This window comes from Pseudovibrio sp. POLY-S9 (assembly GCF_001431305.1).
GTDB lineage: Bacteria > Pseudomonadota > Alphaproteobacteria > Rhizobiales > Stappiaceae > Pseudovibrio.
On the sequence record NZ_LCWX01000055.1, the window covers coordinates 160,018 to 176,260 of the forward strand.

A 16,243-nucleotide genomic window follows, 5' to 3' on the forward strand; every position below is an offset into this window, starting at 1 on the left:
GCTCACCAGCGCGTCAAAAAGCTTGCGTTCAGATTCCTCCCGCCGTTCTGCCTGTGTCTTCTTTTTTTCCAAATCAGCCAACATTCACTCATTTTAATTGTTGAACGTTTAGCAAATAAACTGAGATGAGTCCATGACGCAAACGTCAGATCATCAATGAATGAGCCTAAGGAATAAGAGGAGGCGATTGCAACTGACAGGAATTGAGGGTCACTCTTGCATCTCTGCTTTGCATATGATGAGCGCGGACGATGCCCTGCACCCTGCAGCAGGAAAGAGCGAGCATCAACTCATCAAAGCGACTGCCACTCTTGCAGCCCCATTCATCCCATTAGGGAATGAGACCAGCAGGCCCGCATACTATTCACAGCACAAACACAAACTGCCTGAGGGGACACCTCAATTTTGATGTGATTAACATCAGAGCTAGTGCGTATAGCAGAATTACGGATCGAACTTATCCGACCACCCTGCCATGATGTCGCTCTGCACATGGGCACAATATGAATGCCAAATGCCGGATATGCGTTGTTTTTCCTGGGATCTGAGATGATTTAAACACACAATTTCATGGAAAATATATTCCAATTCTTAGAATGACGGTCTAATTTATCCAAATATTTGCATCATAAATACATCAGATGTTGAAGCGCGTCTTCAAAATAGGCGGTAAAGCCTCGTATTCTGGTTGAATCCCATCAGGAAAATCCTTTTGCCACCTAATGAGTTTGACGCACCGCTTCAGCTCGGTTTCCATATCGTGTGAAATTACGAAATCCATCTGATCATTCTCAAGCAGCTTGCGTGAGTTTTCGTTCAACTCATGGCCGACAAAAGTGATCGGCGAACCCAGCTCACCAATTGCTTTTGCGATGCCCGTATTTCCGCCTGCAACATTGTAAATACCAAGTGGCCTTGCGCCTTCATCCAATCGCTTTTTGAACAACTGATAGACGGTCTCCGCATCATCGTTTGAGTTGATGATCTCAGAAATGGCGATATTGGGGTAATCCTTGCGCAGCAATCGCCGGAAACCAGTCTCCCGTCCTTCCTGACAGTGATAATGAGCGCTGGTTGCAAGGAAGACTTCGCCTGTTTTGCCGCCAGAGAGTTTCCCCAGCAATTGGGCCGCACACAGGCCTGCCGCAATCTGGTCCATCCCAACGTAACCAAGGTGTTTAGGGCTTTGCTGGTCTGTTGTCAGGCAGATCACCGGCGTTCCGGTTTCGCTGATTTCTTCAATAGCGCGGGTGATGGCAGGATGCTCACGTACGGCAATAATGATACCGTCATATTTGCTTGCCCAGGAGATCATCCGCTCTGAAAACACACTCGGCTCAAAGTCTTTGGTGTGCGAAGAAAAGCGCTTGAACCGCACATTGGGATCATCCCCGTAGCGCTGATCCACCAGTCCCATAAGCTCTTCAATGAAACTTGTTCCAGAATCCACCAGCAACCCAACGGTTATTGGAGAAACTTTTTCCAAGGCAACCTCTTCGGGCTCTTTCAGCTCCACCAGTGCCTTGTGAACCAGCCCCACTTTGACCTTGGAAACACCACCCCGTTTATTGAGGCCACGGTCAACTGTAGCGGTCGAAACACCTGCCTTGTTTGCAATGTCCAACACACTCGGATTCTGCCAGCTGCCACGCCTCATATATATCACCTTTGATTGTTAAGCCATCAAAACGATCAATCTTGACACCGAAATTCACATTTTGACTTCACGGGAGCAAACCTTCCAAAATATTGAAATGATGGAATATTCGTTCTCTAATCCCGATTTTACATGTAATTTCAGACTCTAAATTGACAGGTACCAGTACTTACATATGATCTTTAGCAGATCAAATTGATGTTTATACATCGGACATTGGGAGAAGTCGTTTGTCGGGAAACATCAACTTCGCGTTGAACCATATGCTTGCACCTCAAATGACGCTGGACGCGTTTTTTGGCATGGCTGCCTCCATGAGGATCAATGCCGTAGAAATCCGCAATGACATTGCTGGCAATCCGTTTGAGCAGAAAACACCAGCAGAAGACGTCAAAGCACTCGCTGAAAAGCATAGCGTCGAAATCATCAGCATCAATGCCCTTCAGCGTTTTAACGAGTGGTCAGATACTCGTCTTACTGAGGCAAACGAACTCATCGGCTTTGCTGAGCGGTGTGGTTCCAAAGCTCTCGTCATGTGCCCGGTCAATGACCATGACTATGGCAAGAGCGATGATGAACTGGCGGCAAACCTGCGTCAGTCTCTGAAAGAACTCAAGCCTCTGCTGGAAACCGCCGGTGTCACCGGTCTGGTTGAGCCTCTCGGCTTCCCGCAGTGCTCCTTGCGCCTCAAGGCAGACGCTGTTGCCGCAATCCGCGATGTGGACGGTGAGGGCGTGTTCAAGCTGGTGCATGATACGTTTCATCATCACCTGGCTGAAGAAACAGAGTTCTTTGCAGACCAGACAGGTCTCATGCACATTTCCGGCGTGGAAGATCCAGACCTTTCCATCGCGCAAATGTTGGATGATCACCGCCTGTTGGTGAGTAAAGCCGACCGTTTGGGCAACGCAGCGCAAATCAAAACCATGCTTGCCAACGGGTACACAGGTCACGTGTCTCTGGAGCCATTTTCTCCAGTTGTGCATGCCCTTGAAAACGTGGTGGACGCCACGCAGGCAAGCTTTGATATCCTGAAAAAAGAATTACAGGCGGCAACCGCTACCTGATCATACCAGGCGACTGATTTCGCTAAATAATTTGGCGTAGATGGGGATCCGCGCCAGCATAATCTTGGGAGAAGTGCCAGTTTTCGGCACGGAGGAGGAACTAATGAAACGTACTCTATTGGCTCTAGCTGCATCGGCAATGATGACAACCAGCGTCATGGCTGAGAACATCGGCGTTTCAATGGCTTATTTTGATGATAACTTCTTGACCATCCTGCGCAACGCGATGGGTGACGAAGCAGCCAAAGCTGACGGCGTTGAAATTCAGTTTGAAGACGCACGCGGCGACATCGGTAAGCAGATCGACCAGGTACAAAACTTTGTTGCACAGGGCGTTGACGCAATCATCGTGAACCCGGCTGATACATCCGCAACACCGCGCATCACCAAACTGGCCAACAGTGCCGGCATTCCACTTGTTTACGTAAACCGTAAGCCAGAAGACAAAGAACTGCCTGAAAAGGTTGTGTTCGTGGGCTCTGACGAAGTTGTTGCTGGTCGTTTGCAGATGGAAGAACTGGCCAAGCAGATGGGTGGCAAAGGCAACGTTGCCATCATGCTCGGCGAACTGGCGTCCAATGGCACACGTGGCCGTACACAGGGCGTTAAAGAAGTTCTTGGCAGCTACCCGGACATCAAGGTTGTTGAAGAGCAGACTGCTGACTTCCAGCGTTCTGAAGCAATCGACCTGATGAACAACTGGATCGTGTCCGGCACCAAAATCGACGCTGTTGCAGCAAACAACGACGAAATGGCTCTGGGCGCTCTGATCGCCATGAAGCAGGCTGGCATTGCGTCCAGCGACATCGCAGTTGCTGGGGTTGATGCTACTCCAGATGCACTCGTTTCCATGGACCGTGACGAAATGTTCGCAACTGTATTCCAGGACGCTAAAGGCCAGGGCGCTGGCTCTGTGAAAGCTGCTCTGAAGCTGGCTCGCGGCGAAAAAGTGGACACCATCGTTTGGATCCCATTCAAGCTGGTAAACAAAGCAAACCTTGGCGAGTTCCTCAACAAGTAAGCAGCAGAGCGGAAGGCTTTAGAGCCTTTCGCCTTGCTCTGGCGCGCGTTCCATTCCCTTGGCTTTGTCCAATGACAGGGATGCGCCCAGCCTCCAAGTGATCAAGCTTCCGGGCCAGGCACCCGGAAGCCCCTCACACTGCCAGCAGAAAAATGGAGTTCACGGACTGTGAGTTTAAGCACACAAGAGGCGGTACGTGAGAATAAGGGTGCCGCAGCCCCGCAAAAATACCTGCTAGAAGTCGATAGTGTGCGCAAGGAGTTCCCCGGTGTTGTTGCACTGGATGATGTGAACCTGCGCATCCGACCCGGCACAGTTCATGCCCTCATGGGAGAAAACGGGGCGGGCAAATCCACCCTGATGAAGATTATTGCAGGCATCTATCAACCAGACCGCGGAGAAGTTCGTCTGGGTGGCAAACAGGTCCACATGACCACGCCGCTGGATGCGCTGGAACAGGGCGTTGCCATGATCCATCAGGAACTCAACCTGATGCCGTTCATGACAATTGCCGAAAACATCTGGATCCGCAGAGAACCGCTGACGAAGCTCGGGTTTGTTGATCATAAAGCGCTGCGTGACAATACTAAAAAGCTTTTCGACCGGCTGAACATCAATCTGGATCCGGAAACTGAAGTTCGTGACCTGTCCATCGCCAACCGTCAGATGGTCGAGATTGCAAAAGCGATTTCCTATGAATCTGATGTGCTGATCATGGACGAGCCAACCTCGGCTCTGACAGACCGCGAAGTTGAGCACCTGTTCCAGATCATCGCGAGCCTGAAGGCAGATGGAAAAGGCATCGTCTACATCACTCATAAGATGGACGAAGTCTTCGAGATCGCTGATGACGTGTCCGTCTTCCGCGATGGCAAATACATCGGCACCGACCTTGCCAGCAATCTGGACAGTGATCAGCTCATCCGCATGATGGTGGGCCGCGAGATCACCCAGATGTTTCTGAAAGAGGAAGTGCCAATTGGTGATGTGGTCCTTTCCGTGAAGGATCTGTGTCTGGACGGCGTGTTCGAGAACGTGAACTTCGATCTGCGTGCAGGTGAAATTCTCGGCGTTGCAGGTCTGGTGGGCTCAGGCCGCACCAACGTGGCAGAGACCATCTACGGCGTGACCCCAGCAACGGGGGGCAGCATCAGCGTGTTCGGCGAGACAGTTGAGATCAAAACGCCAGCAGAGGCCATGGGTCACGGTATGGCGTTGCTGACCGAGGACCGCAAGGACACCGGTCTGTTCATGATGCTCGACATTCAGGAGAACATGCAGATCGCGCTTCTCAGTCAGGATCATGTGAAAGCCGGGTTTGTGGCCGAAAGCGCTGTCTCCAAGCTGTGCACGGAAATGAGCGAAGCCCTTCGCGTTAAAACACCGGGTATGAACGAGCGCATCGAGAACCTGTCTGGGGGCAACCAGCAGAAGGTTCTGATCGGTCGCTGGCTGCTGACCAAACCTCGCATCCTCATTCTGGATGAGCCAACCCGCGGTATCGACGTGGGCGCCAAGGCTGAAATCCATAAGCTCATTACCAAACTGGCAGGTGAGGGCGTTGCTGTTCTCATGATCTCCTCCGAGATGCCGGAGGTGCTGGGCATGAGTGACCGCGTGATGGTGATGCACGAGGGACATGTCACCGGAATTCTGGATCGAGCTGAAGCAGATCAGGTCAGCGTTATGCGCCTTGCTTCCAACTAAGAGTTTTCATGCGCGGCAGCTTTAAGCGCCCGACGCAGAGATTGAAAGGACTTGCCAGATGGCAAATGCAACTGATGCAGCTGAGACAAATGCTCCAGCTCGAAAACTGCCGGTAGAGGCCAACATCTTCCTCGTACTGATCGGCATTGCAGTCTTTTTTGAAATTCTGGGCTGGATTGTGAAGGGTGACACCTTCCTGTTTAACCCACAACGCCTGCTGATCATGGTTTTACAGGTCTCCATTATCGGCCTTCTCGCCATTGGCGTGACACAGGTCATCATCACCGGCGGTATTGACCTGTCTTCAGGCTCTGTGCTCGCGCTCTCGGCCATGGTGGCCGCCAGTTTTGCACAAACCTCTGACTATACGCGCGCCGTGTTCCCGATGTTCACGGACATGCCGTTCCTCGTACCAGTATTGGCTGGTATCGCCGTCGGGGCCTTAGCCGGGTTCATAAACGGGTCGTTGATAGCCTACACCGCCATCCCTCCGTTTATCGCGACCCTGGGCATGATGGTAACAGCGCGCGGTCTGGCACGTTACTACACCAAGGGTCAGCCGATCAGCTTGCTTTCTGAAGAGTACATGTGGCTCGGTTCCGGCACCATTCCAGTGATTATCTTCCTGATGGCCGCGTTTATCTTCCACATAGCTCTGCGTTTCACCCGTTACGGCAAGTTCACATACGCAACTGGTGCAAATGTTCAGGCGGCAAAAGTCTCCGGCATCAACGTTGGTCGTCACCTGATCAAAGTGTACACCCTTGCTGGTTTGCTGGCTGGTCTTGGCGGTGTGGTTGCCGCAGCGCGAGCTGGCAGTGGACAGGCAGGTATGGGCCTTGCATATGAGCTTGACGCCATCGCTGCAGCTGTTATTGGCGGAACAAGTCTTGCAGGCGGCGTTGGTCGCATCACAGGCACCGTCATCGGAACCATTATTCTGGGTACAATGATGAGTGGTTTCACGTTCCTTGGTATTGATGCTTACATCCAGGACATCGTGAAAGGTGGTATCATTGTAGCTGCAGTGGTTGCGGATCAGTATCGCCAGCGCAAGCGGGCCAAGGTCTGATCAAGCCGCGAAAGAATTTAGGCTAAAACCTCCCACGGATGATGCCTAATACCCGAGCAGGAGAGCCCTCGTCCGGCCTCCTGCTCATTTTTTATCTGCAGGACTTTGAGCTTTTTCAGATCGTCAGATATAGGCCTTCGACAACTCGGCCTCACGCACATCAACCTTTGATCCGGTGCGGGAAGAGCCCTCAATCGCCTCAATGAGCGCATGCACCATCAGCGCGTCATGACCGGTTACTTTCGGGTCGCGATGCTCAATGATGCTGAGGGCGAAATCGTCAATGAGATCCCGGTGCCAGTCGCATGGAAACGCCATTGGGTTAGCCCCGCCACCCGTTCCATCCTTGGTCCCGCTGCGTTCACCAAACACATCGATAGACCCGTCGCGATACGTCACCGTCAGCTTGCTGCCCTCCAGATGGGCAGAGGCCTTTGAACCATCCAGTACCAGCGTTTCTTTTGCATCGGGAAAGGTGGCTGTGGTCGCCATGATGGACCCGACAGCCCCGCTGTGAAACTCAATACCAGCCGTGGCGAAGTCCTCTGCTTCCATCTTATGCGCCGTGGTCGTTGCACACATGGCTTGCACGGATTTTGCCGGGCCGGTCAGGCTCAGCATCAGATCCAGCACATGAATGGCTTGCGTGATCAACACGCCTCCACCGTCCCGCGCATATGTTCCACGGCCTGACTGATCATAATAGGCCTGATCCCGCCACCACGGGATGTTCGCCCGTACCAGGTGGATATCGCCCAAAGCCCCCTCTGAAAGCAACGTCCTCAGTTGCTTTGCACCTTCGCGGAAGCGGTGTTGAAACACGACACCGTATTTGACGCCTGCATAGTCGCACAGCTCCACCAGCTCAGCCGCAGCATCATAGGTCCGTTCCAGCGGTTTTTCTGTCAGGATGTGTTTGCCTGCACCGGAGAACAGCTCAACCAGTTCGTGGCGTTGATCGGGTGGGGTAAGCAGAAGGACCGCGTCAATCTCCGGATCACCGGCAATCTGCTCGGGGCTGTCAAAGCATGGCCAGCCGTATTTCTGAGAGACAGCCTCTGCCCTGGCCTTTGTTCGGGTATAGAGACCTGCGACTTCAATGTGATTTCTCAGCAGGTCAAGCGCTTCCAGATGTGGTTTTGCGGCCATTCCCAAACCAACGACGGCCAGACTGATCGAGGGCATTCAGAGGAATTCCTTCTGCGGTACATATATCAGGCAGTATTTATACCAGTTTAGGTTGCCCCAGAAGAACGTGGAAACCCTGAGTCCAGAAAAACGGTTCGTTGCCGTCGCAACGAACCAGTTCAGGGGAACTTATACAGGAGACTCCAGCCGCATTTCCGTCCGAGCATCAAACATATGCAGCTTTTCTTTAATGTAAGACACATGAACCTGAGTGCCTTCAGCGATATCAGGCCGGTCGAGTGTGAAGATTTTAAGGCTGTCTTGTCCAACACGCACATGAACCAGCGTGGAAAGACCCATGGGCTCAATCAGATCCACAGTTGCAGGGAGGCTTGCCGGGCCTTCTTCTACAATCATCAGATGTTCTGGTCTCACGCCCAGAATGACGTCCATCCGATCCCTCAGGCCCAAGCTTTCCGGCAGAATAATCTGGTGTCCCTGATCTGTCTGAAGGTGATACCCGTCACCAGATGCCGACGCTGTGCCCTTGATAAAGTTCATGGCGGGAGACCCGATGAATGAAGCCACAAAAACATTGGCTGGCTTGTCGTAGATTTCCAGCGGCGTGCCAACCTGCTGAATATATCCATCATGCATGGCCACGATTCTGTCAGCCATGGTCATGGCTTCAATCTGATCGTGCGTCACATAAATAGACGTGGCATTGAGCTTGCGATGCAGCTTGCGGATTTCCGAGCGCATTTGCTCGCGAAGGCGCGCATCCAAATTGGAGAGCGGCTCATCGAACAAGAAAGCCTGCGGATCACGCACAATCGCCCGCCCCATGGCTACACGCTGACGTTGACCGCCGGAGAGTGCTTTGGGACGCCGTTCCAGAAGGCCGTTCAGACCCAAAATACTAGAGACACCGTTAACCGCACTGGCGATCTTTTCCTTCGGTGATTTGCGAAGGGTCATCGCATAGCTGATGTTTTCCTCCACACTCATATGCGGATAGAGCGCGTAAGACTGGAACACCATGGCGATATCCCGGTCACGGGGCGGCAAATCATTTATGATCCGCTCGTTGATGGAGATAGAACCTGAAGTCACTTCCTCCAACCCCGCGATCATGCGCAGCAAGGTCGACTTTCCGCAGCCAGATGGTCCCACCAGTACAATGAACTCACCATCCTGAATATTCAGGTCGATCCCGTGCAGAACAGCGGTGTTTCCGTAGGATTTGGTTGCCTCGGTGATTTGAATAGAAGCCATAGGGTACCTCGTTATCCTTTGACCGCACCGGCGGTAAGACCCTGCACCAGATAACGCTGGATGAGGAAGAAGAAGATTGCTGCTGGAATGAGAGCCAGGAAACCCGCCGCCATCATCTGTCCAAAATCGACAGAGAACTTGGAGACAAACGTGAGCAAACCAACCGGGAAGGTGACTGCATCCGGACTGCTGACTAACATGAGCGCAAAGAGCAGCTCGCTCCACGCTGCGGTGAACACAAAGCCAAGCGTGGCTGCAATGCCCGGCAGGGTGAGCGGGAAGATGATCTTCACCAGCGCCCCAAAGCGGGTATTGCCGTCAATCATGGCTGCTTCTTCAAGGTCTTTGGGAATGCCATCAAAAAACGACTGCATCAGAAAGGTCGCAAACGGAACGTTGAAGGCCGTGTAGACCACCACAAGTCCAAGCAGGCTATCGGTCAGCCCCAGCGGCGTGAGGATGCGGAAGATCGGAGCAATCAGCATGACCAGCGGGAACATCTGTGTGATCAGCATCAGCACGATGATGACTGCCTTACCGCGATAATGAAACCGTGAGAATGAATAGCCCGCCGCCGCTGCAATCAGCGTGGAAATGACAGCCGTTGAACCTGACACGATGGCCGAGTTGATGAAGAACTGCGGAAAATCCGTATCTGTCATCACCTGCGTGAAGTTGGTCCACGTCATTTCTGAGGGCCACATGCGGATACCCTCAGAGTAAAGCAGTTTAGTCGGTGTCACCGCGACCTTGAACAGCCAAAAAAGCGGAAACAGCGCAAAGAACAGATAGCAGGCGAGTAGGCCGTAATGGACACTCCAGTCCACCACCCGTTGGCCCTTTGATTTTGCATAGTATGCCATAACAGAGCCTCAGGTTTCGCGCAGCAGACTGCGCCTGATGAAGATGATGGAGACGGCATAGGCCATCAACAGAACCAGCAGCACAGCCGCGATTGCGGAGGCATAGCCAAAGTCCAGACGGCGGAAAGCCTGCGTGAAGATGTAACTGGAGACGATCTGCGTTGAATCTGCCGGTCCGCCATTGGTCATGACGATGATGAGATCCGCAAAGTTGGCAATCCAGATGGTGCGCAGCATCAGCGTGATCGCAATAGTCGGCGCCAGAAACGGCAGTGTGATACTGACAAACTGTTGCTTGCGGCTGGCGCCATCGATGGATGCGGCCTCGTAAATCTCACCCGGAATGGATTGAAGCGCAGCCAGCAAAGTGATCGCAAAAAATGGGATACCGAACCAGATGTTGGCAACGATTGGTCCCCACATGGCGAGGTCAGGATCTGACAGAATATTAGTTGGTTCGCTCAGGATACCAAGCGCAAACAGCCATTGGGGCAGGGGGCTGATGACCGGATTGAACATCCATGCCCAGTTGAGGCCAGACAGGAATGCAGGCACCGCCCATGGCAGAAAAACAAGCGACTGGATGATACGCCGTCCCGGAAAAGTGCGGTTGAGCAGCAGAGCGAGCGTTAAACCCAGAAAGAACTGAAAGAACAGTGAGCTGACTGTCCACCAGAAGGTATTGTAAAGGGCGTTATGGAAGTTCTGGTCGTGCCAGACCGCCTCAAAATGCGCAAAGCCCACATAACCGCCACTGAACGGATTGAGGATGCGGATGTCTCTGACTGTGTAGGTCAGGCCGACCACCAGCGGCACCATCATCACAGTCACCAACAACACAATGGCAGGGGCAGCGTAAAAGTAGGGCTCAAATCGGGATAGGAATCTGCGGGAAGTCACACCCTGCCCACTGGCAGGGTGTGTTCCAAGGTGTGTGGCAGCTGTCATCACTGTTTAGCCAGCCACTTTTTCTGTGCTGTTGTGAGGTACTCCCCCCACTCCTTGCCAAGCTCTTCCGCAGACTTACGGCCCAGCAGAGCCTCCTGACTGGTGCGGATGGAGATGGAATCTTTGAAGAACGCAAATTCTTCAAGATGTGTTGGCATTGTCAGCGGGTGGACGTCCGGATCGGACAGCTCTTCAAACCAACCAGCAAACTGCGGCGTGTTGTAGTGCGGATCACTTTCTGCGTCTTTGTAGATCGGCAGAGTTCCCACACGCTTGGACCACTCAAGGTTCGCATCACGGCTCTGAAGCTTCGCAATCAGCTTCCAGGAGGCGTCTTTGTCTTCGCTGTCAGCAAACATGGACCAGCCCGCATACCCGATGGTTGGGTAGGCTTTGCCATTTGGACCTTTTGGCATGGTGGTCACACCAAAATCATTCGGGTCCATGCGCTGCGAAATGCCAATCAGTGCATCCGGATCCTGATCAAGCATGGCACATGTGCCGGAGTAAAAGCCTGCCACAATCTCGTTGAAGCCCCAGTTCAGGCTGTCTTTTGGTGCAAGACCATCCTGATAGAGGTCCACCATGAACTGTGCACCCTTGATCCACGCATCCGTGGACATGATGCTGTTGCCTTCTTCATCGAAGAACTGATCTGTGCCAGCTGCCGTTGCCCCAAACACGGCCCAGCCATTCAAACCGCCAGAGCCACCGCGCAGACAGAAGCCGTACTTGCCTGGAAGAGCCGATACTTTTTCAGCTGCATCACGGAAGTCATCCAATGTCACAGGTGGATTTTCAACACCCGCTTCCTTGAAGAGCTTCTTGTTGTAAAACATGGCGCGCAGATAGAAACCGTAGGGCAGCATGTAAGCTGTACCGGAACCACTGCGTGCCATCTCAATGGTGCGGGCATTCAGCTTGTCTGTGCCATCCCAGCTCTGCAGGTAGGGCTCAAGGCTTTCCAAAGCGCCGTTGTTGGCATAAAGCGCGGCCCATGTGTCTGGCATTTCAACCACATCCGGTGTCTGACCAGCAGAAACCATGGTCGCGAATTTCTCGAAAGCCTGTCCCCAAGGCAACGAGATGATTTCGACATTGGTGCCCGGATTTTCCGCTTCAAACTCCGAAACAATACTCTGCAAAACCTTGGTACGTTCCGGGCTTGTGATCACTTCCACCAGTCGAAGATTGGTTTCAGCAGCTGCCGGACCTGCAATAGCTGTTGCCACAAGACTTGCGGCCAATAATTTCTTCAAACTCATAATTGCCTCTCCTCTAGCAATGTTATTCTGATGCTGCCCCTAACGCTTCTTCGAGGTCCCCCCAGAGATCCTCAGGGTCTTCAAGGCCAACATTCAGGCGAACGACGTGCGGTGACACGCCAAAGAATGCGGTTGAGTTTGGTCCTCCCGATTGAATGAGAGAGGCCTGCGCAGGGCAAATCAGGCTTTCATGCCCGCCCCAACTCACACCCATTTTGAAAATTTTCAGGTGGTTACACAGTGCTTCGACGCTGACATTGTCTGCCAGTTCAATTGAAAAGAGACCGGAGGTTCCACGCAGACCGGGATGGGCCTTATTCTGGAACGCCGGATGAAAAACAGTTTTCACGCGAGGGTGTTCAGCCAGTCGCTTGGCAATCTCCATCCCAGCCTGCTCATGGGCTTTCATACGGATTGGCAGTGTCCGCAGGCCGCGCAACAACAACCACGCCTCAAACGGTGCAATCTTGCTACCCAGATACTGGGTCACTTCCCCGCGGATTTGCGCCACACGCGCAGCAGACGTTGCGATCACTCCCGCAACCACATCACTGTGGCCGCTGATGTACTTGGATGCCGAATGGACCACAATATCGCAGCCCAGTTTGATCGGATTCTGGAAGATGGGTGAAGCCCAGCTGTTGTCGATGATCGTTGTGACACCGGCTTCCCTGGCCCGCGCGCACAACGCTTTCACATCATGAGCCTCCATGATCCAGCTGGTCGGGCTTTCCAGATAGAACAGAGCATGCCCGGGCAAGGCAGCTTCAACCGTCGCCAGATTGCCACCATCGATGTAATCAACGCTCACACCAAACTTGCGCAGGAAGATTTCAAAGAAACGGAAAGTGTCTGGATAAACATGTTTGACGGACAGGATCCGGTCACCGGGTTTCACCACAGACAGAATGGCTGATGAAATAGCGGCCATACCACTGGAAAGCGCCAGTGCATCTTCAGCGCCCTCCAGCTTGGCAATCTTCTCCTCAAACGCACGGACGGTTGGGTTGATCCCGCGCGTATAAACCGGGCGGTTGATCTTACCCGCGAAGGTTTCACACATCTCCTGATAGGAAGAGAACGTGAAAAGCGAGTTTTGAAAAATAGGTGGCACGACTGCATCCGCAAAGGATGTTTCATCATGCGCCACGATTGTTGCTGTGTCCTCCCCCCACAGGTCGATCATACTGCGTCCGTTTCCTGTGCCATTTGCACAATATCTTCTTCAACCACGCTCAAAATTTCCAAGGTATGTTTGCGGGCCATCTCCGTGTCTCCAGCGGCAATGGCGTCAAATAATTGTCGGTGAAAAGGAAAAGACCGTCCGGCAAAATCTTTGCGGTCGAACGGCATATCAAAAAAGCTCTCAAAAGATTCCCGCATCTGCTGCAACAACTGCTCAAACAGCGGATTGCCTGCAGCGCGGTAAATAGACAGGTGAAACTCAAGGTCTTCCGGGCCAGCCGTGCCGTTGAGGTGATGGACTGACTCCATATGCTCTAACTTGGTGCGCATCTCGTCAATCTCTTCCGGCGTCGCCCGTTTGGCTGCCAGAATAGAGGCTTCAACTTCAAGCGCCCGGCGCACTTCCAGCGTTTGCAACAGGCCATCGCGCTTGGTTGCAATGGACAGTGGCAGGTAAACGGTTTTCTCGGAGAGCGGGCGCTTCAAGTATGTCCCCGACCCACGGCGGATCTCCACGATCCCCAACGCTTGCAGATGGCGGATCACCTCACGAATGGACGAGCGGCCAACCTTCAGGCCGTTCATCAGCTCTCGTTCCGTGGGCAATCTGTCACCGGGTTGCAAGCCTTCCTCCACGATGAAATCTGTCAGCGACTGCAGAATTGCGTCGCTTCTGTCCTCGGTCTTGATTGGCCGAATTTTATTATTGGATGGGCTTGGCACATTAGGCTCCGCACAGATGTCTATTTGATTTCGTCTGCCATCAGACGTCAGACCAATTTTAGAAACAGGAATCTGCGCTTGTAAATACCTACTGTGTACAACCACTGATTTATCGCAGTGCACCCAGAGGGAATGCTGTGAGATATCAGAGAGCTGCGGCGGATATATTAATGTGGCAGGAGGCGGCTGATTTGGAGGGAGTTTTAGAAAAAATTGGCCTGCACGGACGCAGACTCGTCCATTGCAATTGGTAATGAAATCAATCTGAAGGCTTCAGCTCACAAACACGAGCCGCACAATATTTTAAGAAGCGCTTTCTATTTCAAGCCTAATGCATGCTTCCGCCTGAGCTCTTTTTCAGAATATCAGTCAGCACATGAGACGGTACAGGCAGCATGACCTGACCGATGGATTTGAGGGTCTCGGCGAAGTTCGCAGCGGCCTGTTCTACTTCTTCGCATCTTTGCGGACAGGTAATGTGCTGCAGGCACAGTTCAACGGTGTCGACATCATGTTGCAAGCCTGCAATCAGTCCCATGGTCAGGCATTCTTCGACACAAAGATGCTGAGAATCATAAGGGTAGGAGCGTAGTGGGCAGGCTGCGCAGCGCTTGAGTGTGCGCACGTATTGAGACAGGCTGGCGAGCGCTACTCCTGCATTTTGATGCCCAAGAACTTCGCTATAAAGGTCCCATGCCATTTCCCAGGGCGTGATGGAACCTGTCTCGAAGCCGGATGACCAGCGGCGATACCCTTCCAGAACCAGTCGTTCCGGTTGGCGTTCCAGGTAAACATCATTTGCCCCAACATCCATGGCCAGCGCCTCTTTTGTGCATCTGGCGATTGCATCACATCGCCAGCATTTTAAACATGAGTATCGCAGTATAATTTAATTAGGCATGGATGTTCAAGCAACAGTTTCACCTCACCAAGCATTTTGCGGTTGAGATCGCATTGATACACAGGAAGGTTGTGTCCACTGGCAAACCGGGAGGCGTCACGTCTCCCGGTTCTTTTGTGAGGTAAGATCAGAGCCCTGTTAGAACCATGTGAGGTTCACCATCAGAGGTCTTTTCGCTCGTCATGCCATCCGCATTTACGGTGCAGGTCACTCGTTGCCGATACGCAGAAAAGCTCTTGAAACTCACCACATCAACCGGCTCATCAAAGTGCAATGTCAGCCGCACCCGATGGGCGGCGACGGAGCTTTGAACGCCTAGAACCTCGGCAGCAAACCGTCGTCCAAGATACTTGCCGGCAACCCTGTCACCGGGCCGCAGAAACGACACAGGTGGACGGTTGCCAACGGCAGCATAAAGGGTGTTCCAGTCCTTATAGCCTTGTTGACGAGCAATAAGCTCCAGTGTCTGGGAGTGCGAAATTGTTTCGCCGCGTTTTTCCAGCGCAGCACGCAGTTGCTTCGCTTGCGTTTTTAACGCGGAAAGGGAAGGAAGAGATCCGTTCATTTCATAGCCTCAAACTATGCGGGATCAACTTGATGGAGCTCGCATTGCCACCAACCCGCTTGTCTGAGCTGAAGTCGCATCTTTTGTTTCAGGCTTCACCATGAGCATAGCTCTGCGAGCGGCAGGGGCCTGATCCCTCGCCGCGCAACCTACAGAGGATGGGTGTTGCTGTCAAACCAAGGTTCTGTACGCCTAGTAAAACTTACCGCGGGCTGTCACCTGCCAAAGCGTTTCCACCACACCGTTGCGTACACCCACATACCAGTCATGCAGGTTACAGGTCGGGTCGCAATGCCCAGGAACGAGCTTGATCTTGTCGTTAATCTTCAACGAGTTTTGCGGATCCTTCAGGACGCCATGCTCATCTGAATAGTCGAGGCTTTGCAGATCAGGTCGCTCAAACACAGTCGGTGGCCCGGAATCAATGCTATGTGCCTTCAGCCCTGCATCGCAAACGGCTTGCCCATCTATGTCAGTGGACATGATCGAAGTCAGCAGGAACAGGGCATGCTCAAAAGCAGGTAAGTGCTTGCCATCTTTGTCTTTCACTTTGCGGTAGTCCGCATCCATGAAGAGATAGGACCCGCACTGCAACTCGTTGAACACACCGGAGGCTGCCTCGAACGGATAAGTTCCGGTTCCTGCACCGCCAACGATATCACAGTGGATCTCTTTGCTTTCCAGCAGGTCTACAGCATCCTTGGTGATCGTGATTGCCGTATCCAGCAGCGCTTTTCGATCAGCGTAATCATAGGCATGTTGCGCAGCGCCCTGATAGGACTGAATGCCCGCAAACCGTAAGTTGGAGGCTGCAATGATTGCAGTTGCCAGCTCCAACACAGCAGCGCTATCTGCCACACCACACC

15 protein-coding genes are annotated in these 16,243 nt (G+C 52.8%); 4 read left to right on the forward strand and 11 right to left on the reverse strand.

Annotated features, from left to right (window positions below; all coding sequences use genetic code 11):
- Nucleotides 1-637: 637 nt before the first annotated feature.
- Nucleotides 638-1,657, reverse strand: a complete 1,020-nt coding sequence (locus tag PPL9_RS03950) for a LacI family DNA-binding transcriptional regulator (protein ID WP_208989145.1) — start codon at nucleotides 1,655-1,657, stop codon at nucleotides 638-640.
- Nucleotides 1,658-1,920: 263 nt separating this feature from the next.
- Here PPL9_RS03950 and PPL9_RS03955 point away from each other — a divergent pair, with 263 nt between their 5' ends.
- The 4 genes from PPL9_RS03955 to PPL9_RS03970 all read left to right on the forward strand — a co-directional run bounded on the left by PPL9_RS03955 (nucleotide 1,921) and on the right by PPL9_RS03970 (nucleotide 6,524).
- On the forward strand, nucleotides 1,921-2,724 hold the full coding sequence (locus PPL9_RS03955; RefSeq protein WP_057461431.1) for a TIM barrel protein: 804 nt from the start codon (nucleotides 1,921-1,923) through the stop codon (nucleotides 2,722-2,724).
- 103 nt (nucleotides 2,725-2,827) lie between these two features.
- Nucleotides 2,828-3,745: a sugar ABC transporter substrate-binding protein gene (locus PPL9_RS03960; RefSeq protein ID WP_057461432.1), complete on the forward strand. Its 918-nt coding sequence runs from the start codon at nucleotides 2,828-2,830 to the stop codon at nucleotides 3,743-3,745.
- Between the two features lie 168 nt (nucleotides 3,746-3,913).
- Nucleotides 3,914-5,452 carry a sugar ABC transporter ATP-binding protein gene (locus PPL9_RS03965; RefSeq protein WP_057461433.1) on the forward strand — a complete coding sequence of 513 codons (1,539 nt, stop codon included), beginning with the start codon at nucleotides 3,914-3,916 and terminating at the stop codon, nucleotides 5,450-5,452.
- Between the two features lie 58 nt (nucleotides 5,453-5,510).
- Nucleotides 5,511-6,524 (forward strand): ABC transporter permease, encoded by a 1,014-nt coding sequence (locus PPL9_RS03970; RefSeq protein ID WP_057461434.1) that lies wholly within the window; start codon nucleotides 5,511-5,513, stop codon nucleotides 6,522-6,524.
- Nucleotides 6,525-6,647: 123 nt separating this feature from the next.
- Here PPL9_RS03970 and PPL9_RS03975 read toward each other — a convergent pair whose 3' ends face one another.
- The 10 genes from PPL9_RS03975 to PPL9_RS04020 all read right to left on the reverse strand — a co-directional run.
- A complete protein-coding gene (locus tag PPL9_RS03975) occupies nucleotides 6,648-7,709 on the reverse strand; it encodes a Gfo/Idh/MocA family oxidoreductase (RefSeq protein WP_057461435.1) in 1,062 nt (353 codons plus the stop codon).
- A gap of 132 nt (nucleotides 7,710-7,841) precedes the next feature.
- Complete coding sequence (ugpC, locus tag PPL9_RS03980) at nucleotides 7,842-8,927, reverse strand: sn-glycerol-3-phosphate ABC transporter ATP-binding protein UgpC (protein WP_057461436.1); 1,086 nt, start codon at nucleotides 8,925-8,927, stop codon at nucleotides 7,842-7,844.
- A gap of 11 nt (nucleotides 8,928-8,938) precedes the next feature.
- Nucleotides 8,939-9,790, reverse strand: coding sequence for a carbohydrate ABC transporter permease (locus PPL9_RS03985; protein WP_200962089.1), 852 nt, complete (start codon nucleotides 9,788-9,790; stop codon nucleotides 8,939-8,941).
- Nucleotides 9,791-9,799: 9 nt separating this feature from the next.
- Entirely contained in the window at nucleotides 9,800-10,738 is a 939-nt protein-coding gene (locus tag PPL9_RS03990) for a sugar ABC transporter permease (protein WP_057461437.1), read from the reverse strand.
- Nucleotides 10,738-11,997, reverse strand: coding sequence for a sugar ABC transporter substrate-binding protein (locus PPL9_RS03995; protein ID WP_057461461.1), 1,260 nt, complete (start codon nucleotides 11,995-11,997; stop codon nucleotides 10,738-10,740). Before PPL9_RS03995 ends, PPL9_RS03990 begins: the two co-directional genes overlap by 1 nt.
- A 28-nt stretch (nucleotides 11,998-12,025) precedes the next feature.
- Complete coding sequence (locus PPL9_RS04000) at nucleotides 12,026-13,189, reverse strand: PLP-dependent transferase (RefSeq protein ID WP_057461438.1); 1,164 nt, start codon at nucleotides 13,187-13,189, stop codon at nucleotides 12,026-12,028.
- The gene (locus PPL9_RS04005) at nucleotides 13,186-13,911 is read right to left on the reverse strand and encodes a FadR/GntR family transcriptional regulator (RefSeq protein ID WP_057461439.1); all 726 of its coding nucleotides are present in this window, start codon (nucleotides 13,909-13,911) and stop codon (nucleotides 13,186-13,188) included. The genes PPL9_RS04000 and PPL9_RS04005 overlap by 4 nt, the downstream gene beginning before the upstream one ends.
- 328 nt (nucleotides 13,912-14,239) lie before the next feature.
- Nucleotides 14,240-14,725, reverse strand: a complete 486-nt coding sequence (locus tag PPL9_RS04010) for a hypothetical protein (protein ID WP_057461440.1) — start codon at nucleotides 14,723-14,725, stop codon at nucleotides 14,240-14,242.
- Between the two features lie 214 nt (nucleotides 14,726-14,939).
- Nucleotides 14,940-15,377: a glyoxalase superfamily protein gene (locus PPL9_RS04015; protein WP_057461441.1), complete on the reverse strand. Its 438-nt coding sequence runs from the start codon at nucleotides 15,375-15,377 to the stop codon at nucleotides 14,940-14,942.
- Nucleotides 15,378-15,569: 192 nt separating this feature from the next.
- Nucleotides 15,570-16,243, reverse strand: a 674-nt coding sequence (locus PPL9_RS04020; protein WP_200962091.1) for an alanine racemase, incomplete at its 5' end; no start/stop codon positions are given.

Bases quoted from the DNA above. Each gene is read 5' to 3' on its own strand.
- PPL9_RS03975 (WP_057461435.1), bottom strand. From the start codon at position 7,709: ATGCCCTCGATCAGTCTGGCCGTCGTTGGTTTGGGAATGGCCGCAAAA.
- PPL9_RS04015 (WP_057461441.1), bottom strand. From the start codon at position 15,377: ATGAACGGATCTCTTCCTTCCCTTTCCGCGTTAAAAACGCAAGCGAAG.
- PPL9_RS03960 (WP_057461432.1), top strand. From the start codon at position 2,828: ATGAAACGTACTCTATTGGCTCTAGCTGCATCGGCAATGATGACAACC.
- PPL9_RS03955 (WP_057461431.1), top strand. From the start codon at position 1,921: ATGCTTGCACCTCAAATGACGCTGGACGCGTTTTTTGGCATGGCTGCC.
- PPL9_RS03990 (WP_057461437.1), bottom strand. From the start codon at position 10,738: ATGACAGCTGCCACACACCTTGGAACACACCCTGCCAGTGGGCAGGGT.
- PPL9_RS03970 (WP_057461434.1), top strand. From the start codon at position 5,511: ATGGCAAATGCAACTGATGCAGCTGAGACAAATGCTCCAGCTCGAAAA.
- PPL9_RS03950 (WP_208989145.1), bottom strand. From the start codon at position 1,657: ATGAGGCGTGGCAGCTGGCAGAATCCGAGTGTGTTGGACATTGCAAAC.
- PPL9_RS03985 (WP_200962089.1), bottom strand. From the start codon at position 9,790: ATGGCATACTATGCAAAATCAAAGGGCCAACGGGTGGTGGACTGGAGT.
- PPL9_RS04010 (WP_057461440.1), bottom strand. From the start codon at position 14,725: ATGGATGTTGGGGCAAATGATGTTTACCTGGAACGCCAACCGGAACGA.
- PPL9_RS04000 (WP_057461438.1), bottom strand. From the start codon at position 13,189: ATGATCGACCTGTGGGGGGAGGACACAGCAACAATCGTGGCGCATGAT.
- ugpC (WP_057461436.1), bottom strand. From the start codon at position 8,927: ATGGCTTCTATTCAAATCACCGAGGCAACCAAATCCTACGGAAACACC.